This is a genomic window from Legionella yabuuchiae, from assembly GCF_900640115.1.
GTDB lineage: Bacteria > Pseudomonadota > Gammaproteobacteria > Legionellales > Legionellaceae > Legionella_A > Legionella_A yabuuchiae.
On record NZ_CAAAIW010000008.1, the window covers coordinates 38,115 to 59,194 of the forward strand.

Here is a 21,080-nt window from a genome sequence, read left to right on the forward strand (position 1 = left end):
CTACGCTGCTCCGGCTTCAATTGATTCTGGACCTACTTCCGAGGCAGGATATTCGTACGAAAATGCTTGCTGATTTTTCTCATCAACCACCTTCGTCACACAGGCATCTGACCAGACATTCAACGAGGTTTCTAACATATCGATTAAGCTATAAAAAGGCAAAATTATCCCCATTAATGTGATCGGGACATTCATGCTCGCGAGCAAACTCGCGCTTAGAAAAAAACATCCCATGGGAACACCGGCATTGCCAATAGCAGAGACGGTAGCAACGACAACCCATAAAGCCATGGATGCATAGGTCACATGGATGCCGTGATTTTGCATGAGATATATGACCGTTACAAAAATAAAAGCAGCACACCCATTCATATTAATGCTTGTGCATAATGGCAAAACAAAACGCCCTACTTCAGGCTTAACTTTTAAGGCTTTTTCAGCCGTGTCCATTGTAACGGGCAAGGTTCCAACGGAAGATTTTGAAAAAAACGCAAGCGATAAAGCCGGCAACATGCCTTTTAAAGCAGCATAAGGTTTTATACCATGTGACTTTAACCATAACGGTAAAATTACAAGACCTTGCACTAGATTCGCTAAAATAATAACAAGTAAATATTCCCCTATCCCTCTTAAAACGGTTCCCGCACGAATTTGCACAACCGAGGAGGTAATAAAGCCAAATAATCCTATAGGGATAATCGTAATAACCCATTTTGTGATTACCATGAACAACCCGTGAGCGCCCTTGAAAAATTGAGTGATGGTTTGTCTTGGTTCTTCATCGGGTATAAAACGAATGGCCACTCCTATTATGATTCCTAGAAACAACACACTTAACACTTGTTGTTCCAGAAAAGGAGAAAATAAATTGGTTGGAATCAGGTTGGATACGTGTTCCAAGTAGCTAAATTTCTCTGTGGTAACCGCGTGTGTTTGCTTAGCCACATGAACCATACTTGGGTGAATAACAATATAAATTAATGCGCTAATTGCCGCAGCGATGAACGTAGTTCCTAACGTATAGCGCATCGTTCTTCGCCAAATATTTTTCATCATCCCATCCGATCGATAGCTCGCAAGGGTAACAATAATTGAAAGTGAAATAATCGGTAAACTGATGCATTTAAATATTTTAATAAATACATCTGCAATAAATAATCCAAGGGCTTTAAGAAGCGGGATATCCGACACGCCGCTTAAAATTCCAAGAAAAATCATAACCGTATAAAGAACCGGCGTACTAAACCAAAAAGAAGTTTTTTTAACTGAATGTTGTGCGCACATTTAAATGCCCTTATAAGAATAAATCTATTGAAAAAAAGAGAATTAGCGACAACAACAACAAAAAGCGACGGGAATAGCAGAAAATGAATGCGAATTTAAAGGGATCAAAATGGTCATCTGCGCCTCTTTTGACTTGTTTTTGTACATAAAGAGAATATTTTAACACATAATCTTAATGAGTAAAAGAGGAAATGTTATATGATCAGGGCAAGATCATACCATTAAGTGTCATGAATAGGGTAAGTAATTGTTCATTTTTGCCACTCCCGCGCGGTGGGAATTTATTTTTATAGCACACTGAGGCGCTAGATTTTGAACGATCACAGGTATATACCCGTAATCTTTCAAAATGCGTGATTTATGCTTTTTCTTTTTCGCCCTGCCGCATTTTAAAAAACTCGCAAGGGAATGAGCCATTACTCGCTTTTTAAAATGCGGCAGGACAAAAAATAAAGGCGCCTAAAAACACGCATTTTGAAAGATTACGGGTATAGTTCGGATGATTGCTCAATTGGGATGTATTTCTGCTTAAATTGTTTGATTCTTTGATAAGATTCTTCGATTCTTATGGGGGAGATGTCACCAGACTGTACTAAAGTTTCAATGTAATCAATCACTTCTGGTGCGCTAATCTCACCCAGTTGATTTCCAAAAATCAGCATATCTGCTCCAGCGTTAATTGTGTGTGACAGCGCTTCTGAAAGTTGATAATGATGACTAATCGCTTTCATTTGTAAGTCATCACTGACAATAATGCCTTTAAACTGCAATTGATGCCGTAATAAGTTAGTTAATATGGGATAAGATAAGGTCGCTGGTGACCCCGACTGATCTAACTGTTGATTCACCACATGCGCGGTCATCACCATCACTGGAGCCTCATGGTCTTGTAATAAAACTTCATAAGGAATCAATTCCTCTGGCTGGAATGTTTCTGTTACATTCACAAAGCCTTCATGCGTGTCCCCTAGTGCACTGCCATGGCCTGGGAAATGTTTATAGCAGCAGACCATTCCTTGTTGCTTAAAGGCCTTAACAAATTGACTGGCAGCACGAATAACTGCGGCAGGATCGTTAGAAAAACTTCTTCCTCGTTTGCCAATAATTCCAACCTGATTGTTTAAATCCAAATCAACAACTGGAGCAAAATTAAGATTAAAGCCAAGCGATTTTAAGGTATGTGCCATAATTCCTGCTTCTTGGAATAAAGCATCATCGGAAAGTTTCGCTTGCATCACTGGCGGAATAGTTCTTGCACAATCGTCAATATGTTTCAAACGATCAATGTCGCCTCCCTCGTAATCTAATGCGATAAATAAGGGTAAACGTTCTTGATTATCGTTTGAACCTATGGAGAAATGGAATAATTTTTTATTAAGAGACTTAATCTGGGATTTATTTTTTAAATTTTTTCCAAATTTCTTGTTAGGAAGATCATAATCAAACAACAACACGCCCCCAATCTCATCCCGTCGTATCCATTGGGCAACGGGACTTGACTCATCAACATCATATCCGTTAAATCCCATGATAAGCATTTGGCCGATCATTTTTCTTAATGTGGTCAATTACAATACTCCAAGAATGACTTATTTTTAGAACGACTTACCCTAGCTCATCATTGCGGTGGAACGGGTGGTATTTTAGAAAAGTCGCAGGTACATTTTGAACCAGCTTGCGGTGGCATGGGCACTTCGGAAAAATCCTTTGGAAAACATAAGTTTATATTCCAAGCCGTTTCATCTCCTGTATGCTGTTCCGGCAAAAACCAGAAATGAGCGCCTTGATATTTTTTTCCGCTATCCCCTTCCCAAAATACGGGATTAAATTCCGCTACAAATCCTAATTCTTCTTTAAGTTGACATTCAAACTGCTGTCTTCCCCAAGTGCTTCCTTCCGGCACAACAATAGTCGCTAACGCTTTACTGTCATTCATCACACTTTGCACGGTTACAGTTACATTATAGTCCTCCCAGCAACTATCCTTTGCTAAGGTAATAAAGCAAGGAAAGGCCCAAACAGGGGCTGATAAGCCTAAGAACCCTAAACAAGCAATAATTCGATTCATAACTCATTTCTCTAAAGCGATATAAATAAATTATAATCTATACCCGAGATCTTTCAAAATGCGATAGTTTAAAAAGGCTTATTAAAAAGCTCTGTACCGTACAGAGCGTACAGAGATTAAATAGTTGCTGTGATTGATTTTTTGAGTTATTAAGTATATTCTTGCGGCTTCGGAGAGGTGGCCGAGCGGTCGAAGGCGCACGCCTGGAAAGTGTGTATACGGAAACGTATCGAGGGTTCGAATCCCTCTCTCTCCGCCAAATCCTTTTATTTGTCTTTAAAGATTGTTAGTCGTTGTAGTGCGGCATAACAACTCTGTCTATAAAATCCTTCACAAGCTTATTGGAATAAGGGGTGTTGTGTATTGCGGTGTCAATGATTTGTTGAAGCGATTCATTCCCCTCTAAATACCGCATTTGATATCGCGTAATGCGAGTAATCAAATCCTTTTTATCTACTTCAGGGTGAAATTGAAAACAGTATATTGGCTTGTCGATAAACTTAACAATGTGGTAAGGACATTGCTCACTAGAAGCCAAATGAATGCAACTCGAAGGGATACTACTAGCCCGCTCTTTATGACCTGAAACAGCCCAGAAGTGCTCTGGATAATCATAAAGAAGAGGATCATCTTTTGCATCCGGGTACAACTGTATCGAGTATACACCCATTTCCATATTTTCTTTATCCAAAATAACTTTTCCGCCCAGCTCTTCCATAGCAATTTGAAAACCAAAATATGAAGCTAGCACTGGAATGTTTTTATCGAAACAATAACGAATCAGTTGCTTGCAATGAGGAACAAAAAGAAAATCTTCAACATTTAGGACGCTAGCATCACTTGAGCCCCCAACGAACAGCACATCATAATCATCAATAATTGAAGGGGGGAAATGAACCATTTTAAACGTATTCAATTTTGTAAATTGTTCTTCATGTAACTCGCTAAATTGTACAAATTCGTAAAACTCTTCTAGCATGGTTTCTTCATCTTCGCGAATTTGAAGGAGTAATACTTTAAGTTGATGTCGTTCTTTCATGGTAATGAATGCCTATGTCTATACCCAAGATACTTCAAAATGCGACTTTTATGCGGATGCTTTTTCCGCCCAAACCTTGATAAAAGTTCACGATAGAGCCGACTATCACTTGACTTTTCCTAGCGTTTGGACAAAAAAATAATATCGCCTAAAATATCGTATTTTGAAGTATCTCGGCTATAGACGTTGCTTAGTTAAGAACTACAAAATCTAGCATAACCTTAGTTGAAGCGAAATCCTGACAAAAATAAATTCATTAACTTGGGAAATTTATTAGTTCATTTTTTGCAAAATTAATGCAAAAATAGATAGACAAATAATAAAATTATCATACAATTCGCGCACCATATTATTAACCTTTTCTGAGGGGTCAGTGGCAAAGAAAAAACCAATTAACGCATTGCCAGTCAACGATGGCGACTTCCGTCGAGCGTTAAAAACCCGACATGTCCAACTTATTGCTTTAGGTGGCATTATTGGCTCAGGGTATTTCCTCGGAACCGGTGCAATGGTTCATCAAGTGGGTCCTGCCGTTTTTCTAGCGTATATTCTTGGTGGCTTAATCATTTACCTTACCATGTTATGCATGGGAGAGTTGGCTGTTGCTATTCCAATTTCAGGTTCTTTCATTCATTACACTGCTGATTTTATTTCCCCGGCACTTGCCTGCGGCGTAGGATGGTCTTACTGGCTCAGTTGGGTTGCTTATATTCCGGCCGAGTGCGTAGCCGGCGGAATCATTATGGAGCATTTTACTGGAATTAATGGATATGTTTGGGCTGTTGGGTTTGGCTTGTTAATTACCTATATTAATTTTGCTAAGGTCGGAACATTTGGTGAAATTGAATTTTGGCTTGCGATCATCAAGATTTTAGCGTTATTTGGGTTTGTCGCCTTATCTGTGTTTATTTTTTTGGGGGTAATCCACGGACCAAAACCTCATAACATTCTGTGGGGGAAATATATATTTGACCAAGGTGGGCTTTTTCCAAATGGTCCAATGGCATTTTTAACCGCCATGGTCCTCCTGCTGGTGAATTATCAAGGTTCAGAAATTATCGGGCTTGCTGCAGGCGAATCTATTGATCCAGGGCGTATGATTCCAAGCGCTATTCGCAATGTAACGTTTCGTATCATCTTTATCTACATTATTCCTGTGTTTTGTTTAGTTTTAATCTTTCCTTGGCAAAAAGCCAGCTTAGCCAATTCTGTATTTGCTGAGGCTCTTAATTTCTATGGTCTTAAATGGGCTGGTGCTGCCACAAGTTTTGTCACTATGACGGCTGCCTTATCCTGTTCAAATTCAGGAGTATATGGCATTGTACGATCCATGCACGCCCTTGCTCAAAGTGGAATGGCTCCTAGAAAACTGGCAAAACTGAATCGAAACGCAGTTCCCCAAAATGCCGGAATTGTAACCCTGGCTGCAATATGGTTGTTGCTGTTAGCGGGATATTTCTTTGGCCAGTCTATGCTCTACATCGCCTTATTACTGGTCTCTGGCTTTACAGGCGCCGTGGCTTGGATTTCCTTATGCTGGGCTCAAATTAATTTCCGAAGACGTCTAATTGGAGCGGGATATAGCGCCAATGATCTGCATTACAAAACCCCTTGGTCGCCTTATACTGGCATTTTAGCCATAGCCTTAATGATGATTTGCTTGGTATTTCTTGCGTTGGATAAAGATCCATCCTACAAGGTTGCTTTTACAATTGGCGTGTTAGGTCTGGTTTTGCCGACAATTATTTATAAAATTGCCGGTTTAGATAAAAAACGGCAAGCCCTTGCGGATAAGCGCACTGACTTTGATGATCTGTTTCCCCGAAAAACAACCGTATCAGAGAGTTCAACTTCAGACTATCAGTCCGCCCAATAAGCTCATCTGTAGAATAGACTAGGGGCAGTGAACAAAATCGATATTTAGCTTTGAAGTTGATTACACAGGATTCTTACTATCTATAAATTCATGGCTCAATTCAAATTTCTGACTTAGATGCTTGCCTAAAGCCTTTATGCCAAAACGTTCGCTGGCATGATGGCCGCAAGCCAAATAATGAACTCCTAATTCCTTAGCCAGATAGTAAGTGCGTTCAGAAACCTCACCACTCAAGTAAGCGTCAACTCCTAACGCTGCAGCCTCATCAATATAATCCTGGGCAGCCCCTGAACACCAGGCAATCTGTCTAATGGATTGATCTGATGCTTCAATCGTTAAGGGAGTGCGATTCAGTTTATGAGTAATAAACTGCGATAACTGATATAAAGATAAGGGTTCTTTAAGCGTACCAGACCACAAAATATCTGGGGTTTTATTAATTGTGTGGCTTTGTACGGAAGTCACCTCTAAACATTCAGCCAAACAAGCATTGTTGCCTAGTTTTGCATGGCAATCTAAAGGTAGATGGTAAGCAAAAAGATTTAAATCAGATGATAAAAGTAAAGCAAGTCGCTTTTTTTTTATACCCTTAATGGTAGGGTCTTCTCCACGCCAAAAATAACCATGGTGAACTAAAAGCGCATCGGCGTTTTTCGAAATGGCCTCCTCTATGGCTTCTTCGGAGGCCGTCACCGCAGTACAAATTTTGCGTATCGTATCTTTTCCTTCGACTTGCAAGCCATTCGGAGCATAATCCTGGAAGGTTGTACAGGATAAAAACTCATCAAGATATTGCGCGAGCTCCGAACGTTTAATCACTGGAAGAACACCGTTTAATATCCGCGCCAAGCATCGACAGTTTTTCTTCAATACGCTCATATCCACGGTCTACGTGATAAATACGTTCTACCCGAGTTTCACCTTCAGCAACCAATCCCGCCAGAATCAAGCTTGCTGAAGCTCTTAAATCCGTTGCCATTACAGGTGCTCCGGTTAAATGCTCAACGCCACTAATCATCGCTGTGTTTCCATGTAAGCGAATTTGTGCGCCCATACGTTGTAATTCCTGAACATGCATAAAGCGGTTTTCAAAGATCGTTTCAAGAATGGTAGAAGAACCATCAGCAACGGCATCCAAAACCATAAACTGGGCTTGCATATCTGTAGGGAAGCCTGGATATGGCGCTGTAGCAATATTGACTGGTTGTGGCCGAAGTCCATGCATGTCCAATTGCACCCAATCTTCACCTAAGCTGATTGCAGCGCCAGCTTCTTCAAATTTACAAAGCATGGATAATAAATTATCTGGTTTTACCTTGCGGACCGTAACTTTACCTCGAGTGACTGCGCCAGCAGCAAGGTACGTTCCTGCCTCAATGCGGTCTGGCATAACCGAATAACTCCCCCCCCCTAATGCCTCTACTCCTTCAATTTCTATCGTTGAAGTACCTGCACCAGAGATCTTAGCACCCATAAGCATTAGGAAATTAGCCAAATCAACCACTTCTGGCTCACGTGCAGCGTTTTTAATAATGGTTTTACCTTCAGCGAGCGTTGCCGCCATCATCAGGTTTTCAGTTCCACCCACAGTCACCGTATCAAACACTAAGACCTTACCTTGCAATCGCCCGTGTTTGCATCGTGCTTTAATGAATCCGTTTTTAACAGATATATCAGCACCCATACTTTTAAGCGCTTTGAGATGTAAATCTACTGGTCGTGTTCCGATTGCACATCCTCCTGGCAAAGAGACATCCGCTTTACCGAAGCGTGCTAACAATGGCCCAAGAACAAGAATTGATGCGCGCATGGTTTTAACCAACTCATAGGGCGCCACCAGTTCATTGATGTGGCTAGCATCAACTTGGACGTTCATCTTTTCATCAATTGTTAATTGCGCACCTAATTGTCCAAGAAGTTCCATCATGGTCGTCACATCTTTCAAATGCGGAACATTGGAGATAGTTACATTATCATTCGCGAGAATGGTTCCTGCCATAATAGGCAAGGCAGCATTTTTTGCTCCAGAAATAATGACGTCACCATTTAATGGATGACCCCCATTGATGATCAACTTATCCATGTTGTTTCTCCCATTCATCCTTCGTCCAGGTCGTCATGCTTAGGGCATGTAGACTTCCGCTTGTTATATAATCCTTCAATAAAGCATACACCCACTGCTGTCTTGCAACCTTTGATTTTCCAACAAATGCATCTGAAACAACGGTTAATTTATAGTGATACCCATCCCCTTCAACGGTTACAAAGTCCACCTTATCATTTGAACTAAGATACTGTTCAATTTGTTCATTAGTTATCATTTAAAACCACTTCTACACCACAAAATTCAGCCAAGGCGTATATTGCCTGTGAGGCCCCTAATATTTCTACTTGTTTTTTATGTTTTTTTGACAATCGTTTGGCTTCAACCAGTAACGCTAAACCAGCACTGTCACATTTTTTTATGTGCGTTAAATCTAATTTCAACCTATTTACTGCCTGATTTACGAGAAGGTCAGATAAACGCTTCAGATTCGTCTGAACGGTATTAAACGTCAGTTCCCCCTCTAAACACAAGGTTTCCACCATGATTAGCTCGCCTTAGTTTTCTTCATTTGCGCAATTAATTCAGCCATGTTTGAATTTTGCAGCACCTGGCCGAACTGTGAACGGAAACTTTGTAGAAGACTTACACCCTCAACACTTAAATCATAAATCTTCCACTGTCCATTTTTTGACACGAGACTATAGCTTAAAGGAATATTCGGGCCATTACTGCGCACGATGATGCTGTTTACCCGAACGAAACGGCCATTGAGTGGATCGCGCATTGGTAGAAACTTAACTGTTTCATCTGAATATTCTGAGAGCGGTGTTGCATATGTTCGAATAACCAGTTGAGTAAATTCCTGGATAAATTGTTGCTTTTCAGTGTTAGACGCACGATTCCACGCTTGGCGGCCCAAAACAGAACGCGACATGCCCTTTACATCAACAATGGGCAATAAATACCGTTTAACCGCGTTATGAATCGCTTGATGATCGTTTTTAAGACTCGCACGGTTCTCTTTTAATGTGTTGGTGATTTTTGTTGCAGCGCTTTCCAACATGGGAATTGGGGATCCTGCTGCAAACCCAACTTGGCTTGTGGCCAAAGCCAGAAAGACCAATACCATTTTAATTATTTTCATACTTCCCCCTTTTCAATCTGTCGTTCTGAAATCCATTTCAAGGATTACGCTCACTAGAGTTATTTTTTAATATTAAACAATAATTGCCCAATTAAGTTTTCTAGTATGATCGCCTGCTGAGTTCTAGCAATGACATCGCCTTCGCGCAGATAAGGATGCGTATTATCTTCTTCATCCTCAAAGCCAGGAACGATGCTGATGTAATTTGACCCTAGCAATCCTTCGGTTAAAATACGAGCGGAGGTATCATCGTAGGGTATTTGTTTATCACGTCGTAAAGCCATCGTCACTTTTGCATTCAACTGTTCTGGCTGTAATTCGATTTTAGTCACTTCTCCTATTTTCACACCCGCAACCGTCACTGGCGCTCTAACCTTAAGACCGCCAATATCATTGAAATCGGCTGTAACTTCATAAACATTAGAGGACTTAAAATCAGACATACCACTCACTCGCAACACCATAATTAATAATGCGAACAATCCCAATAACATAAATAGACCTACAGAGATATCAATAAATCGCTGTTTATTCATTTTACCAGCCTCCAATCATCATCGCTGTCAGTAAAAAATCAAACCCCAATACCGCCAGTGATGAATAAACCACAGTCCTTGTTGTCGCCTGACTGATTCCCTCTGCCGTTGGGATACATGCAAACCCTTGGAATACCGATATCCATATCACCAAAAATGCAAACACAATGCTTTTAATTATGCCACTTAAGACATCCAAATGAAAATTCACAGCCGATTGCATGTTGGACCAGAAGCTTCCTGAGTCTACTCCTAACCAATCGACGCCAATAAAATAACCGCCATACACGGCTACGGCTGAGAAAATTAACGTCAAAACGGGTAGTGCGATTAGGCCTGCAAGAAATCTTGGGTAAATAATACGACCTAGGGGATCTATTCCCATCATATCCATGCTATCAATTTGCTCAGTAGCCTTCATTAATCCAATTTCAGCAGTCAATGCCGATCCAGCTCGTCCTGCAAATAATAACGCAGCGATTACTGGACCAAGTTCTCGCACAATACTTAATGCCAATAATTGCCCTAGTTGGCTACCTGCACCAAACTTTTCAAGTGTATTATATCCCTGCAGGCCGACAACACCGCCAATAAATAAAGCGGAAACAACAATAATTAAACAAGATAAAACGCCAACATAATATAATTGAGTGCGCAACGAAGGCCAAAGGCGCACAATATCAGGCTTTCTAAACAGAACGTGCAATAAAAATGCCCCAGAGTTTCCTACCATTTGGAGCGTAGTAAGACTGCTCTGGCCAAAGCGCGCAATCAGATCAAGCATCAAGTAGCTCCTCGGTGTAAGGACGTGCTGGGTAGTGAAAAGGAACAACTCCATCGGCTAGTCCATGAATAAATTGATGAACATGTGGATCCGAAGACGCTTGTAATTCCGCGGGTGAACCCTGGCCGATGAGGTTTCCTTCTGAGATCAAATAGACATAATCCGCGATAGAACAAGTCTCATTCACATCATGAGATACAATGATCGTGGTCGTTTTTAACAATTGATTTAAGCGCTTAATTAATCGAACCAGGACTCCCATAGCAATTGGATCCTGGCCTGTGAATGGCTCATCATACATCATAAGCTCAGGATCAAGAACAATGGTTCTCGCTAATGCGACTCGCCTAGCCATGCCTCCGGATAACATATCGGGCATAAAATTAGCGGCTCCGCGTAACCCAACTGCTTCAAGTTTCATTAACACAATATCTCGTAACATCGCTTCGCTAAGATTGGTATGTTCTCTTAAAGGAAACGCGACGTTATCAAAAACAGACAAATGGGTAAATAAAGCGCTGCTTTGAAACAGCAAGCCCATTTTTTTTCGAATTGAATAAAGCTTTTTTCTAGGCAATTGATGAATATTGCATCCATCAACCATTATTTCGCCAGAGCTTGGACATAGTAAGCCTCCAATTAAACGAAGCAACGTGGTTTTCCCACTTCCACTTGGTCCCATAATCGCTGTGATTTTCCCACGTTGAACTGCTATATCAACGCCGTTAAAAATGACACGCTTATTTCGAGAAAACGATAAGCTTTTGATTTCAACAAAGTTATCCGCCATGGAATTATTCCAATAATGATTTGTATAAACTGTAAATTCTGACTGCGCGAATTATATTATATACCCTTATCCAAAATTTTTGCGAGAAAGGACGATTTATAAGTTAAAAATATATAAATCCCAGATTAAAGCGCCACTAGCTCCTGACTCCTGACTCCTGGCTTCTAATATGTTAAAATGGAATTCTTCCACATTGGACTTAATAGCCTATGAACTTTTGCAAACTGGGACTCGCGGTTATAGAAAGCGAAGCGAGCGCGGTTTTTGAATTAACTCAGCGCATTGATGAACATTTTGAACGAGCTTGTGAACTTATGCTCTCTTGCACAGGACGTGTGGTCGTAACCGGCATGGGGAAATCAGGCCATATCGGCAATAAAATTGCCGCCACCTTAGCAAGCACTGGAACACCCGCTTTCTTCATGCATCCTGGAGAAGCCAGTCATGGCGATCTAGGCATGATTACCCGCCAAGATGTCGTTATTGCTATTTCAAACTCCGGCAACACCGCCGAAATTGTTTTATTACTTCCTCTTTTGAAACGACTTGAAGTTCCATTGATTGTTTTAAGTGGAAACCCAGACTCAGTTCTTGCCAAAGCAGCCAATGTTTCTATCGATTTATCCATTAAATCAGAGGCGTGTCCTCTTGGACTAGCACCAACAACCAGCACAACGGTATCGTTAGTTATGGGAGATGCCTTAGCCATCGCGCTGCTGCAGGCACGAGGGTTTACCGCGGAAGATTTTGCCTTATCGCATCCCTCAGGAACATTGGGTAAACGATTGTTGCTACGTGTCGATGAGATTAGCCATAAGGGAGATGAATTGCCTGTAATATCCGAACAAGTCACTGTGGCTGAAGCATTAATCGAAGTTACTGCTAAAAAACTTGGCATGACTTGTGTTACCGATGAACAAGGTTATCTTTGCGGTGTCTATACCGATGGTGATGTTCGAAGAACATTAACCAAACAGTTGGATATCAATACGACAAGACTCACAGATGTTATGACTCGATCGTGTCGCACGATTCAACCCGATTTTTTAGCAGCCGAAGCCTTGGCCATCATGCAAAAATATAGTATTACGTCTCTGGTAATTGTTACTGAAGACAATCGCCCCTATGGGGTCATTCATTTACATGATTTATTAAACGCTGGTGTATATTAGATGAACGAATTAATCAATAAAGCAAAACATATAAAATGTCTGATTTGTGATGTGGACGGAGTACTAACCGATGGGAGGCTATATATTGATAATCATGGTAATGAACTCAAAGCCTTTCACGTTCAAGACGGAATGGGCTTGAAACTGCTCATGGCTGCTGGTATTCATGTGGCGGTCATAACCACCTCTCGCAATGCCGTGATTGATCATCGCATGGAACAACTTGGGATCCAACATTATTTTAAAGGTCAAGTTGAAAAACAAAAATCATTTCAGGCACTTAAAGAAACATTATCCCTTAAAAATGAAGACTGTGCTTATATCGGCGATGATTTACCTGATTTATCGATTATTCAAAACGTTGGATTTGGAGTCGCTGTTGCGAATGCTGTTCGACAAGTTAAAGAATATGCAGCCTGGCATACGCAAGCTAACGGTGGACATGGAGCTGTTCGTGAGGTGTGCGACTTTATTTTAACCGCGCAAAATAAACACGAAGAAGCGCTGCAAGGATACTTTAACTCATGAATGCTGGAAAGCAGGCCGTTTGGCTATTTGCCGTCCTCATCGGCCTAGCTTTTTCCAGCTGGTATTTTGCAAGTTCTGGGCCGGTCAAAACACTGGATGAACAAACCTTATCCTCCACCATCGACACAATGGTTCATAACTTAACGCTAAGCCAGTACAATGAAGAGGGAAAATTGATAAATTTTCTTAAAACCCCTTTAATGCATCACATCCCTAAAAATAATAAACATTGGTTAAAAACCCCTTACATTATCGTAACCCAGGAAAATCAAAAACCATGGGAAATTAAAGCGTTAGAGGCGACCTCGTTATATGGCGGTGATAAAATTACTTTAACTAAACATGTTATTTTCCATCAAGCTCAAAGCGATAAAGCGCCCGAAAGCACCCTTAAAACGGAGGAGATTGTCTATTTCCCCAAGAAAAAAATTGCCATCACCAAAAAACACGTGACGTTTGAGCAACCTGGAAATATCGTTCAATCCGAAGGCATGAAAGCTTATCTTGCAGAAAAACGGGTTAAATTGTTAGGGAACGCCAGGGGTAAATATGAACCAAAACATGGGTAAATTCCAACGTTCCATTGGGGTGCTTTTACTGGGTCTAATAGTCCCTTCTCTAGCCGTTGCTTTACCAGAAGATCGCAAACAACCTTTGTATTTAAGAGCCAACAAAGCAGATATCAATCAAGCCAAGCACAAAGGAATCTATTCTGGAGATGTGGAGCTTGATCAAGGTAGCTCACATTTACGGGCGGCCTCTGCAATAACCGTAGGCGATGACAACAATAAATTAATTAAAGCAATTGCAAAAGGCGATGCGCATACCCAAGCTCACTTTTGGTGCGATGTTGCTGCGAATAAACCTGTTTTACATGCATATGCCGATAAAATATACTACTACCCGAACAAACACATCATTGAACTTGAAGGAAAGGCAACAGTATCGCAAGGCGACAATACCTTCCAGGCACCTAAAATTCTATATAATATTGAAAAGCAACATGTAATCACGCAACGTTCTGGCAATCAACGAACAAGCATTACGATTTATCCTGAGAAAACTCAATGAATAACTTAGTCGCCCAAAATTTAAAAAAGTCCTTTAAGAAAAGAACCGTTGTAAATGGGGTGAGCGTAACTATTTCCCGTGGTGAATGCGTGGGATTATTAGGACCAAATGGCGCTGGAAAAACAACCTGTTTCTATATGATAGTGGGTTTACAAAGCTGTGATGAAGGACATATTTTTTTAGATGAAAAAGACATTACCGAAACGGCTATGCACCAACGTGCACGATTAGGTATTGGTTATTTACCCCAAGAGGCATCTATATTTCGCAAATTGACTGTATCAGAAAATATCATGTCCATTTTACAGCTCAGACGAGAGTTGAACGATAAACAACGAAAAGAAAAGCTTCAACAATTGATGCAGGAATTTCACATTAATCATCTGGCAAATAATTTAGGTATGAGTTTATCCGGTGGTGAACGAAGGCGTGTTGAAATTGCTCGTGCTTTAGCCATCGAACCTTCTTTTATCTTATTGGATGAGCCTTTTGCGGGCGTTGATCCAATTTCAGTGTTGGATATTAAAAAAATCATTCAACATTTACGGGATAAAAATATTGGTATTTTAATTACCGATCACAATGTTCGAGAAACATTAGATATTTGCGAGCGTGCCTATATCGTCTCTCAAGGAAGAATTCTGTGTGAAGGTTCTCCACAAAGCATTTTATCGAATCAGCAAGTCCGTGCGGTGTATTTGGGAGAGGAGTTTTCTTTATAGCACTTTGTTGAGTCTATCATGTTGCTGTTGATTGATAATTATGATTCGTTCACCTATAACCTTGTTCAGTACTTCCAATGTCTAGACCAAGAGGTTCTTGTTTTTCCGCATGATCAAATTACACTCGAGCGGATCGCCCAATTGTCTCCAGACTATCTTGTCATTTCGCCAGGACCCAACTCTCCTTCTGAAGCTGGAATTTCACTAGCAGTGATTCATCATTTTTACAAAACAATTCCCATACTAGGAATTTGCTTAGGCCATCAATGCTTAGGGCACGCATTTGGAGCACGCATTGTTCAAGCGCCTGAAATACTGCATGGAAAGACATCGCAAATACATCATCATAAACGAGGCTTGTTCCGTGATTTGCCGAATAATTTTCTTGCAACACGCTATCATTCTTTAATCATTGAGACAAAGAGCCTTCCGAATTGCTTTTCTATCGATGCCTGGGCTAACGGGATAATTATGGCAATTTCTCATCGTCATTATCCTCTCTTTGGTCTACAATTTCATCCCGAAGCCATTCTTACTGAACATGGCTTACAACTCCTACAGCGATTTCTATATGATGAACATCAAACAAGTTTTTGAACAAATTATAAGTGGGGAAGATTTAAATAGCCTGCAAATGCAAGATGTAATTAAGCAATGCATGAGGGGTGAACTAAGCGACCCTCAACTGGCTGCTTTTCTGGCTTTAATGCGAATGAAGGGCGAAACCGTGGATGAGCTGACCTCCGCCGCTCTAGTGATGAAAGAGTTTGCTCATACTCTGAATTTAGGAAATGATTTAGTTGATATTGTTGGAACGGGTGGAGATGGACGAAATACGTTTAACATTTCCACCATTAGCAGTTTTGTTGCCTGTGCGGCAGGAGCTAAAGTAGCCAAGCATGGAAACCGTTCCGTCTCAAGTCAAAGCGGAAGTGCTGATCTTCTTACCCAAGCCGGGTTTGCTATCGAGTTATCGGATGAAGCCATCATACAATGCTTCAACCAATGCGGAATCGTCTTTCTATTTGGGCCTCGTTTTCATCAAGCGCTAAAGCACGCACGTGATGCACGACAAGCGTTGAAGATTAGAACGTTATTTAATTTACTAGGTCCCTTATTAAATCCTGCTGAAGTCAAAAAACAGGTTGTAGGAGTTTATGCAACATCCTGGCTAAAACCCGTGGCAACCGTACTCGCGAATCTAGGTAGTGTCCACTCCTTAGTGATCCATTCTCGCGATGGCTTAGATGAAATCAGCATCGTTGACGTTACTGATGTTATTGAATATCAAGATGGCGAGTTTAAAGGGTGGACTATCGATCCTAAACAATATCATATGAGTTATTCTAACCTCGATGCCATTCTTGTTAAGAGTCCTGCTGAAAGCCTCATAATCGCAGAAGAAGTATTTTCCGGTAAAAAAGGCCCTGCACGTGATATTATTCTCCTTAATTCTGCAGCAGTCCTTTACTGCGCCAGCTTGTGTAAAGACCTTAAAGAAGGGATAGAACTCGCCGAACACGCCATTGACAGCGGTAAGGCAAATGCATGTTTTAACGCACTCAAAAAACTCACGCGAAGGAGTCTGAATGACTAGTATTCTTGCCCAAATTGCCGAACATAAGAAACAAGAAGTATTGTTATCCCAAAAAAAATGTCCGCTTTCAGATCTCATGAATCAAGACCGCAAAGAGACTCGTGATTTTACACGCGCATTACAAAAGAAAAATCCAGCGATTATTGCTGAGATCAAGAAAGCCTCTCCAAGCAAAGGCATTATACGAGAAATATTTAATGTCCCAGAGATTGCCAAGACTTACGAAGCAAACGGCGCAAGCTGCTTATCTGTTTTAACCGATATTCATTTTTTTCAGGGACACCCAGATTATATTCAACTGACAAAATCCCACAGTAGTTTACCTATACTAAGAAAAGATTTTATTGTGGATGATTATCAGATTCATGAAAGCCTGATCTTAGGAGCTGATTGTATTTTATTAATCGTTGCCCTCTTAGACGACTTTCAGCTTATGGACTACTGCCAATTAGCTCAAGAGCTCAACCTCTCGGTGCTAGTAGAAAGCCATACCCGAGAAGAACTAGAGCGCGCCTTGAACCTACCTACTTCGTTGATGGGGATTAATAATCGTAGCTTACACAGTTTTGAAACCAATCTAAATCAAAGCATTCAACTTCGCTCTTATGTGCCCGAAGATAAGATTTTGATCAGCGAAAGTGGGATTCGCTCCCATCAAGACGTCGTTCATTTGCAGACCCATGGGATTACAACGTTTTTAGTTGGCGAACAATTAATGCAAGCCGATGATATTGGCGCAGCCTTGCGAACGTTAATTTATGGGTAGAACAATAAAAGGAGCGCAGACGCTTAGAATTACTAGGTGCACACCTCAAGATTTGATCATCTATGCTAAATTAAAGATAATGGCATCTTTTTAAGAATTTATCTTTATGGCAAAAAAATTAACACTCACATTGCTTAAAAAAATTGTGGCACTAGCGGAAATAAATCAAGACGGTGATGTGGCCAACTATATTCCTGAGCTTGCTAACGTGAATAAAGACACCACAGCCATCGCCGTGTACCCGCTTGGTGGCGAACCGCTGCATTTTAGCAATACACCGATCGTGCCCGTGACGCTGCAAAGTACCGCAAAACTTATCCCTCTAATTGGATTGCTCGAGGATTGTGGCGCTGAGCAAGTGTTTGAATGGGTTAAAGTCGAACCCTCTGGGGATGATTTTGCATCCATTACTCGCCTTGAGCAATTTGGCCCTAAACCGTCAAATCCAATGCTAAATGCAGGTGCTATTTGCTTGTGCTCACATATTCCTGGGGAAGGCGAACAACAATTTGCATGGCTTGAAGGTTGGACTGAGAAACTTTTTAACCGACATTTAAGAATTAACCCTTTGGTGTTTGCTTCTGAAAAACGAACCGGGGACCGAAATCGTGCCCTTGCTCACCTGCTCAATAGTCGAGGAAATCTAGGAAGTCGCGTCAAAGCAACCTTGGATTTATATTTTTCTTTATGTTCTTATGAAGCCACCCTTGAAGAAATGCTTTATCTACCCGCCATACTAGCCAATCAGGGTAAGGATCCTAAAACTGGAAAGAAAATTCTGTCCCCCGAAACTTGCAAGATCACGTTAGCAATCATGGCTACCTGCGGACTGTATGATGAAACTGGAAGACATATGGTGCAAACTGGGATGCCCGCCAAAAGTGGTGTATCGGGTTACACCGTGGCCGTAGTTCCTGGCAAAGCAGGAATTTGTGTGTTGAGTCCGAGGGTCAATAACAAAGGCAATAGTGTACGAGGGGAAATCATGCTCGAACAGCTTTCAAGCCACATGAATTGGCATTTCGCCACCCTATAATTAAAAAATTTCCTAAAGTTTAATCTACGGAAGGATCTTCTGGAATCTTGACGGGCCTTGGCTCTGGCTTATCGATTGGCTCAGGTTCAGGAGTATTCGGGGGCAGAGGTTCAACTGGATCTGGCAAAGGAGGGGATTCCATAGGAGGGGGTTCCGGTATTTCATCCGGCATATCAGGTGTTTGGGTGTAAATCATCATGCTCTCCATGCAATAGTTCCTAATAAGTATGAATATAATTTTTTAAATGCTCAATCGTTTTGGCTCTGTCTTCCAGAACGTTAAGCAAAATATCCCCAATAGAAACGATGGCTATAATGTCTTCACCTTCCTCAACCAGAATATGACGACGCTTGGTTAACGTCATGGCTGCCATTGCATTTTCAATAGTATCTGTGACGTTTAGAAAGGTAACATCAGCACACATAACATCGGAAATTTTGGTCGTTTCTGGTGGTAAATCCTTGTACACTACGGAGCGTATAATATCACGCTCGCTTAAAACCCCATAAAATTCATCTTCATTGGCCACCACTAAAGCGCCAATGTTTTCATGAACCATCATTTCAACGCCTTGCTTTACAACAACATCAGGATAAACTTTTACAATCGGTCGTCGTGGCTGAGGTAATATTGATCGTAAAATATGAGCCATTGTCTACTCCTTAATCGTTCAATGATTTAAATTTAATCATTGTATTGATTAATTCTAGCACATGGTCGACGATCAGGGGGCGGGGATTGAGGATAAGGAATCCGTTTAAACGGATTCCTTATTTTTTACATTGACTCAGCTAACCACTCTCCAGGAGCCATCGGCTTGACGACATGCTTTACCATAAATTTGCTGGGTTTTACCACCGATTAACGCGTTAGTTACGTACTCACGGCATGGCTGTTCATTGGTATAATAGGTTCTAGTAGGTTTAACCGTAAATTGATTTCCAGTATCTGGGTTTTTCCAGGATATTGCTTTGCCGGTTGGGGCAGTTTCTAATGCGCGTTGCATTTCCATACGATCTTGGCGATCCATGTATTGCCCTATTTTACCGCCTAAAAATGCTCCCAACAGTGCGCCACCAGCAGCTGCGGCTACCTTGCCTGAGCCGCCACCAAACTGGCTGCCCAAAAGACCACCAACAACCCCTCCAGTGACGGTACCAACCCCTTCATTAGTCACTTGAGCGCAACCAGCTAAAAATACAGATAAAGACAATGATGCAACCACTAACTTTTTCATTCTGACACCTGTGTAAATGTTTGTAAAAACGATAGGCATTCTAGCATCAAGGATAGAATTTATCCATAATATAAAGAGATATTTGGTAGTACATGACAAAAAAACCTGTCATGCCCGCTTAGGCGGGCAACCATTTCTGATTGGGCACTGATGTAAATTAAGATAACTCGCTGACATACAATAAAAATCATATAATCTCGATCGCTAACAGCGAGGTTATATCGAGTGTATCAGCGAGTTGAAGGATAGCATAAAAGCCGCATTTTGAAGTTGATTGGGTATATTGGACGAGGCTAGCAGAATTTAAAATCATTCCGGGTATTATGCTTAATTTGATACAGTGCTTGATCTGATTTTTTCATTAACTCCCGCAAGCATTGTCCATCTCTAGGGTAAACACTGATCCCGATACTAGCCGTAATTTCAAAAGAAACCCCATCAATTTTAATCGGTTTTGAAATCATGGTTTGAAGTGATTTTGCGATTCCGGCGATTTCATTCTCATCCTTTAAATTAGTAACGACGATGACAAATTCATCCCCTCCTATTCTTGCAATAATATCTGAAGGTCGAAATTTGTTTTTCAATCGCTTGCTAATAATTTTTAAGATTTTATCTCCAATCATGTGACCTTGATTGTCATTCACGCGCTTAAAATAATCCAAATCGAAAAAATAAACCCCCATACATAAATGATCTGGTAATTTCTTTTTTAGCTTTTTAAACGCGGTTGCTAAGGATTTACGATTTAGCAAGCCTGTTAAAGGGTCTTCATCTGCCATTTTTTTAAGCTTTGCTTCTGCTTTTTTTTGCTCATCAATATTTTGAACTTGAGTAATAAAATATAAGGGCAGCTTGGATGGTTTATCGCGAGCGAGTGCAACACTCAGTAAAATCCAAATTACCTTCCCATCTTTTCGGATGTAGCGCTTTTCTGTTTGATAAATTGAGATTTCCCCAGAAAGCATTTTTTGTTGATGGATTAAATCCTTTTCTAAATCTTCAGGATAAGTTATTTTTTGGAAGTTAAGCTTCAATAACTCTTCTTCAGAGTATTTGAGTAAGCGACATAAAGAATTATTGACTTTAAGCCATTGACCATCAGGAGCGACCAAACCCATTCCAATTGGAGCATACTTAAACGCTAATTCAAATCGTTGTTCACTTTCATACAAGGCCAAATTTAGTTGCGCTAAAAGACTTTGTTGATGAGCCAATTCTTTTGCCACATGAAGTAATTTCTTATTGGTTTTTACTAAATTTTCATTTTTTTTGGACGCGCTTTGCTCCCCAATTTCATTGGATTTTTTTTTCACATCAATATCCCCCGATATTAGTAGTAATTGAAAATCCAGGGCCAGAAAGAGATTTTAAAAAGTTAT

At 40.8% G+C, this 21,080-nt stretch carries 26 protein-coding genes and 1 tRNA gene; 11 read left to right on the forward strand and 16 right to left on the reverse strand.

Going from position 1 to position 21,080, the window contains the following annotated elements:
* From E1O47_RS04450 to E1O47_RS04460, 3 genes are all read right to left on the reverse strand, one after another.
* Entirely contained in the window at nt 1–1,284 is a 1,284-nt protein-coding gene (locus E1O47_RS04450) for a dicarboxylate/amino acid:cation symporter (RefSeq protein WP_133130067.1), read from the reverse strand.
* 482 nt (nt 1,285–1,766) lie between these two features.
* Nucleotides 1,767–2,852 (reverse strand): glycoside hydrolase family 3 N-terminal domain-containing protein, encoded by a 1,086-nt coding sequence (locus E1O47_RS04455; RefSeq protein WP_133130068.1) that lies wholly within the window; start codon nt 2,850–2,852, stop codon nt 1,767–1,769.
* A 50-nt stretch (nt 2,853–2,902) separates the two neighbouring features.
* Nucleotides 2,903–3,352: a hypothetical protein gene (locus E1O47_RS04460; RefSeq protein ID WP_133130069.1), complete on the reverse strand. Its 450-nt coding sequence runs from the start codon at nt 3,350–3,352 to the stop codon at nt 2,903–2,905.
* 171 nt (nt 3,353–3,523) lie between these two features.
* Here E1O47_RS04460 and E1O47_RS04465 point away from each other — a divergent pair.
* Nucleotides 3,524–3,611, forward strand: a tRNA-Ser gene (locus E1O47_RS04465).
* A 27-nt stretch (nt 3,612–3,638) separates the two neighbouring features.
* Here the strand turns inward: E1O47_RS04465 and E1O47_RS04470 are convergent.
* Entirely contained in the window at nt 3,639–4,391 is a 753-nt protein-coding gene (locus E1O47_RS04470) for a type 1 glutamine amidotransferase (RefSeq protein WP_133130070.1), read from the reverse strand.
* Between the two features lie 373 nt (nt 4,392–4,764).
* On the opposite strand from E1O47_RS04470, the gene E1O47_RS04475 reads away from it, so the two are divergent.
* Nucleotides 4,765–6,267, forward strand: coding sequence for an amino acid permease (locus tag E1O47_RS04475; RefSeq protein ID WP_133130071.1), 1,503 nt, complete (start codon nt 4,765–4,767; stop codon nt 6,265–6,267).
* Nucleotides 6,268–6,327: 60 nt separating this feature from the next.
* On the opposite strand, the gene E1O47_RS04480 is transcribed toward E1O47_RS04475, so the two are convergent.
* From E1O47_RS04480 to E1O47_RS04515, 8 genes are read right to left on the reverse strand one after another with little or no spacing between them, the layout of a single operon-like run.
* Nucleotides 6,328–7,086, reverse strand: coding sequence for a Nif3-like dinuclear metal center hexameric protein (locus tag E1O47_RS04480; RefSeq protein ID WP_133130072.1), 759 nt, complete (start codon nt 7,084–7,086; stop codon nt 6,328–6,330).
* Nucleotides 7,079–8,350, reverse strand: coding sequence for a UDP-N-acetylglucosamine 1-carboxyvinyltransferase (gene murA / locus E1O47_RS04485; RefSeq protein WP_133130073.1), 1,272 nt, complete (start codon nt 8,348–8,350; stop codon nt 7,079–7,081). The genes E1O47_RS04480 and murA overlap by 8 nt, the downstream gene beginning before the upstream one ends.
* Nucleotides 8,343–8,588: a BolA family protein gene (locus E1O47_RS04490; RefSeq protein ID WP_133130074.1), complete on the reverse strand. Its 246-nt coding sequence runs from the start codon at nt 8,586–8,588 to the stop codon at nt 8,343–8,345. The genes murA and E1O47_RS04490 overlap by 8 nt, the downstream gene beginning before the upstream one ends.
* Complete coding sequence (locus E1O47_RS04495; RefSeq protein ID WP_133130075.1) at nt 8,578–8,856, reverse strand: STAS domain-containing protein; 279 nt, start codon at nt 8,854–8,856, stop codon at nt 8,578–8,580. The genes E1O47_RS04490 and E1O47_RS04495 overlap by 11 nt, the downstream gene beginning before the upstream one ends.
* Before the next feature lie 2 nt (nt 8,857–8,858).
* Nucleotides 8,859–9,458 (reverse strand): MlaC/ttg2D family ABC transporter substrate-binding protein, encoded by a 600-nt coding sequence (locus E1O47_RS04500; RefSeq protein WP_133130076.1) that lies wholly within the window; start codon nt 9,456–9,458, stop codon nt 8,859–8,861.
* 59 nt (nt 9,459–9,517) lie between these two features.
* On the reverse strand, nt 9,518–9,994 hold the full coding sequence (gene mlaD / locus E1O47_RS04505) for an outer membrane lipid asymmetry maintenance protein MlaD (RefSeq protein ID WP_133130077.1): 477 nt from the start codon (nt 9,992–9,994) through the stop codon (nt 9,518–9,520).
* A gap of 1 nt (nt 9,995) precedes the next feature.
* Nucleotides 9,996–10,778: a lipid asymmetry maintenance ABC transporter permease subunit MlaE gene (gene mlaE, locus E1O47_RS04510; protein WP_133130078.1), complete on the reverse strand. Its 783-nt coding sequence runs from the start codon at nt 10,776–10,778 to the stop codon at nt 9,996–9,998.
* Nucleotides 10,771–11,568 (reverse strand): ABC transporter ATP-binding protein, encoded by a 798-nt coding sequence (locus tag E1O47_RS04515; protein WP_133130079.1) that lies wholly within the window; start codon nt 11,566–11,568, stop codon nt 10,771–10,773. Before E1O47_RS04515 ends, mlaE begins: the two co-directional genes overlap by 8 nt.
* Nucleotides 11,569–11,777: 209 nt before the next feature.
* Between E1O47_RS04515 and E1O47_RS04520 the strand changes: the two genes are divergently transcribed.
* The 9 genes from E1O47_RS04520 (at nt 11,778) to glsA (ending at nt 18,460) form a co-directional block, all read left to right on the forward strand.
* Nucleotides 11,778–12,740 carry a KpsF/GutQ family sugar-phosphate isomerase gene (locus tag E1O47_RS04520; protein WP_133130080.1) on the forward strand — a complete coding sequence of 321 codons (963 nt, stop codon included), beginning with the start codon at nt 11,778–11,780 and terminating at the stop codon, nt 12,738–12,740.
* The gene (locus tag E1O47_RS04525) at nt 12,741–13,268 is read left to right on the forward strand and encodes a KdsC family phosphatase (RefSeq protein ID WP_133130081.1); all 528 of its coding nucleotides are present in this window, start codon (nt 12,741–12,743) and stop codon (nt 13,266–13,268) included.
* On the forward strand, nt 13,265–13,837 hold the full coding sequence (lptC, locus tag E1O47_RS04530; RefSeq protein WP_133130082.1) for an LPS export ABC transporter periplasmic protein LptC: 573 nt from the start codon (nt 13,265–13,267) through the stop codon (nt 13,835–13,837). The genes E1O47_RS04525 and lptC overlap by 4 nt, the downstream gene beginning before the upstream one ends.
* Nucleotides 13,818–14,339: a lipopolysaccharide transport periplasmic protein LptA gene (gene lptA / locus E1O47_RS04535; RefSeq protein WP_242602004.1), complete on the forward strand. Its 522-nt coding sequence runs from the start codon at nt 13,818–13,820 to the stop codon at nt 14,337–14,339. The genes lptC and lptA overlap by 20 nt, the downstream gene beginning before the upstream one ends.
* Nucleotides 14,336–15,061, forward strand: coding sequence for an LPS export ABC transporter ATP-binding protein (lptB, locus tag E1O47_RS04540; RefSeq protein WP_133130083.1), 726 nt, complete (start codon nt 14,336–14,338; stop codon nt 15,059–15,061). Before lptA ends, lptB begins: the two co-directional genes overlap by 4 nt.
* A gap of 18 nt (nt 15,062–15,079) precedes the next feature.
* The gene (locus E1O47_RS04545) at nt 15,080–15,658 is read left to right on the forward strand and encodes an anthranilate synthase component II (RefSeq protein ID WP_133130084.1); all 579 of its coding nucleotides are present in this window, start codon (nt 15,080–15,082) and stop codon (nt 15,656–15,658) included.
* The gene (gene trpD / locus E1O47_RS04550) at nt 15,636–16,658 is read left to right on the forward strand and encodes an anthranilate phosphoribosyltransferase (RefSeq protein WP_133130128.1); all 1,023 of its coding nucleotides are present in this window, start codon (nt 15,636–15,638) and stop codon (nt 16,656–16,658) included. Before E1O47_RS04545 ends, trpD begins: the two co-directional genes overlap by 23 nt.
* A complete protein-coding gene (gene trpC / locus E1O47_RS04555) occupies nt 16,651–17,424 on the forward strand; it encodes an indole-3-glycerol phosphate synthase TrpC (protein WP_133130085.1) in 774 nt (257 codons plus the stop codon). The genes trpD and trpC overlap by 8 nt, the downstream gene beginning before the upstream one ends.
* A 106-nt stretch (nt 17,425–17,530) precedes the next feature.
* A complete protein-coding gene (glsA, locus tag E1O47_RS04560) occupies nt 17,531–18,460 on the forward strand; it encodes a glutaminase A (protein ID WP_133130086.1) in 930 nt (309 codons plus the stop codon).
* Between the two features lie 19 nt (nt 18,461–18,479).
* Here the strand turns inward: glsA and E1O47_RS04565 are convergent, their stop codons facing one another.
* The 4 genes from E1O47_RS04565 to E1O47_RS04580 all read right to left on the reverse strand — a co-directional run bounded on the left by E1O47_RS04565 (nt 18,480) and on the right by E1O47_RS04580 (nt 21,014).
* On the reverse strand, nt 18,480–18,659 hold the full coding sequence (locus E1O47_RS04565; protein ID WP_133130087.1) for a hypothetical protein: 180 nt from the start codon (nt 18,657–18,659) through the stop codon (nt 18,480–18,482).
* Nucleotides 18,660–18,678: 19 nt separating this feature from the next.
* Nucleotides 18,679–19,113, reverse strand: a complete 435-nt coding sequence (locus tag E1O47_RS04570) for a CBS domain-containing protein (protein ID WP_133130088.1) — start codon at nt 19,111–19,113, stop codon at nt 18,679–18,681.
* A gap of 135 nt (nt 19,114–19,248) precedes the next feature.
* Nucleotides 19,249–19,698, reverse strand: coding sequence for an RT0821/Lpp0805 family surface protein (locus E1O47_RS04575; RefSeq protein WP_133130089.1), 450 nt, complete (start codon nt 19,696–19,698; stop codon nt 19,249–19,251).
* A gap of 293 nt (nt 19,699–19,991) precedes the next feature.
* Nucleotides 19,992–21,014, reverse strand: coding sequence for a GGDEF domain-containing protein (locus E1O47_RS04580; RefSeq protein WP_165475037.1), 1,023 nt, complete (start codon nt 21,012–21,014; stop codon nt 19,992–19,994).
* Between the last annotated feature and the right edge of the window lie 66 nt (nt 21,015–21,080).

Coding starts and splice junctions, on each gene's coding strand:
- E1O47_RS04450 (WP_133130067.1), bottom strand. CDS start 1,284: ATGTGCGCACAACATTCAGTTAAAAAAACTTCTTTTTGGTTTAGTACG.
- E1O47_RS04460 (WP_133130069.1), bottom strand. CDS start 3,352: ATGAATCGAATTATTGCTTGTTTAGGGTTCTTAGGCTTATCAGCCCCT.
- E1O47_RS04470 (WP_133130070.1), bottom strand. CDS start 4,391: ATGAAAGAACGACATCAACTTAAAGTATTACTCCTTCAAATTCGCGAA.
- murA (WP_133130073.1), bottom strand. CDS start 8,350: ATGGATAAGTTGATCATCAATGGGGGTCATCCATTAAATGGTGACGTC.
- E1O47_RS04490 (WP_133130074.1), bottom strand. CDS start 8,588: ATGATAACTAATGAACAAATTGAACAGTATCTTAGTTCAAATGATAAG.
- E1O47_RS04495 (WP_133130075.1), bottom strand. CDS start 8,856: ATGGTGGAAACCTTGTGTTTAGAGGGGGAACTGACGTTTAATACCGTT.
- E1O47_RS04500 (WP_133130076.1), bottom strand. CDS start 9,458: ATGAAAATAATTAAAATGGTATTGGTCTTTCTGGCTTTGGCCACAAGC.
- mlaD (WP_133130077.1), bottom strand. CDS start 9,994: ATGAATAAACAGCGATTTATTGATATCTCTGTAGGTCTATTTATGTTA.
- mlaE (WP_133130078.1), bottom strand. CDS start 10,778: ATGCTTGATCTGATTGCGCGCTTTGGCCAGAGCAGTCTTACTACGCTC.
- E1O47_RS04515 (WP_133130079.1), bottom strand. CDS start 11,568: ATGGCGGATAACTTTGTTGAAATCAAAAGCTTATCGTTTTCTCGAAAT.
- E1O47_RS04520 (WP_133130080.1), top strand. CDS start 11,778: ATGAACTTTTGCAAACTGGGACTCGCGGTTATAGAAAGCGAAGCGAGC.
- E1O47_RS04525 (WP_133130081.1), top strand. CDS start 12,741: ATGAACGAATTAATCAATAAAGCAAAACATATAAAATGTCTGATTTGT.
- lptC (WP_133130082.1), top strand. CDS start 13,265: ATGAATGCTGGAAAGCAGGCCGTTTGGCTATTTGCCGTCCTCATCGGC.
- lptA (WP_242602004.1), top strand. CDS start 13,818: ATGAACCAAAACATGGGTAAATTCCAACGTTCCATTGGGGTGCTTTTA.
- lptB (WP_133130083.1), top strand. CDS start 14,336: ATGAATAACTTAGTCGCCCAAAATTTAAAAAAGTCCTTTAAGAAAAGA.
- E1O47_RS04545 (WP_133130084.1), top strand. CDS start 15,080: ATGTTGCTGTTGATTGATAATTATGATTCGTTCACCTATAACCTTGTT.
- trpD (WP_133130128.1), top strand. CDS start 15,636: ATGAACATCAAACAAGTTTTTGAACAAATTATAAGTGGGGAAGATTTA.
- trpC (WP_133130085.1), top strand. CDS start 16,651: ATGACTAGTATTCTTGCCCAAATTGCCGAACATAAGAAACAAGAAGTA.
- glsA (WP_133130086.1), top strand. CDS start 17,531: ATGGCAAAAAAATTAACACTCACATTGCTTAAAAAAATTGTGGCACTA.
- E1O47_RS04565 (WP_133130087.1), bottom strand. CDS start 18,659: ATGATGATTTACACCCAAACACCTGATATGCCGGATGAAATACCGGAA.
- E1O47_RS04570 (WP_133130088.1), bottom strand. CDS start 19,113: ATGGCTCATATTTTACGATCAATATTACCTCAGCCACGACGACCGATT.
- E1O47_RS04575 (WP_133130089.1), bottom strand. CDS start 19,698: ATGAAAAAGTTAGTGGTTGCATCATTGTCTTTATCTGTATTTTTAGCT.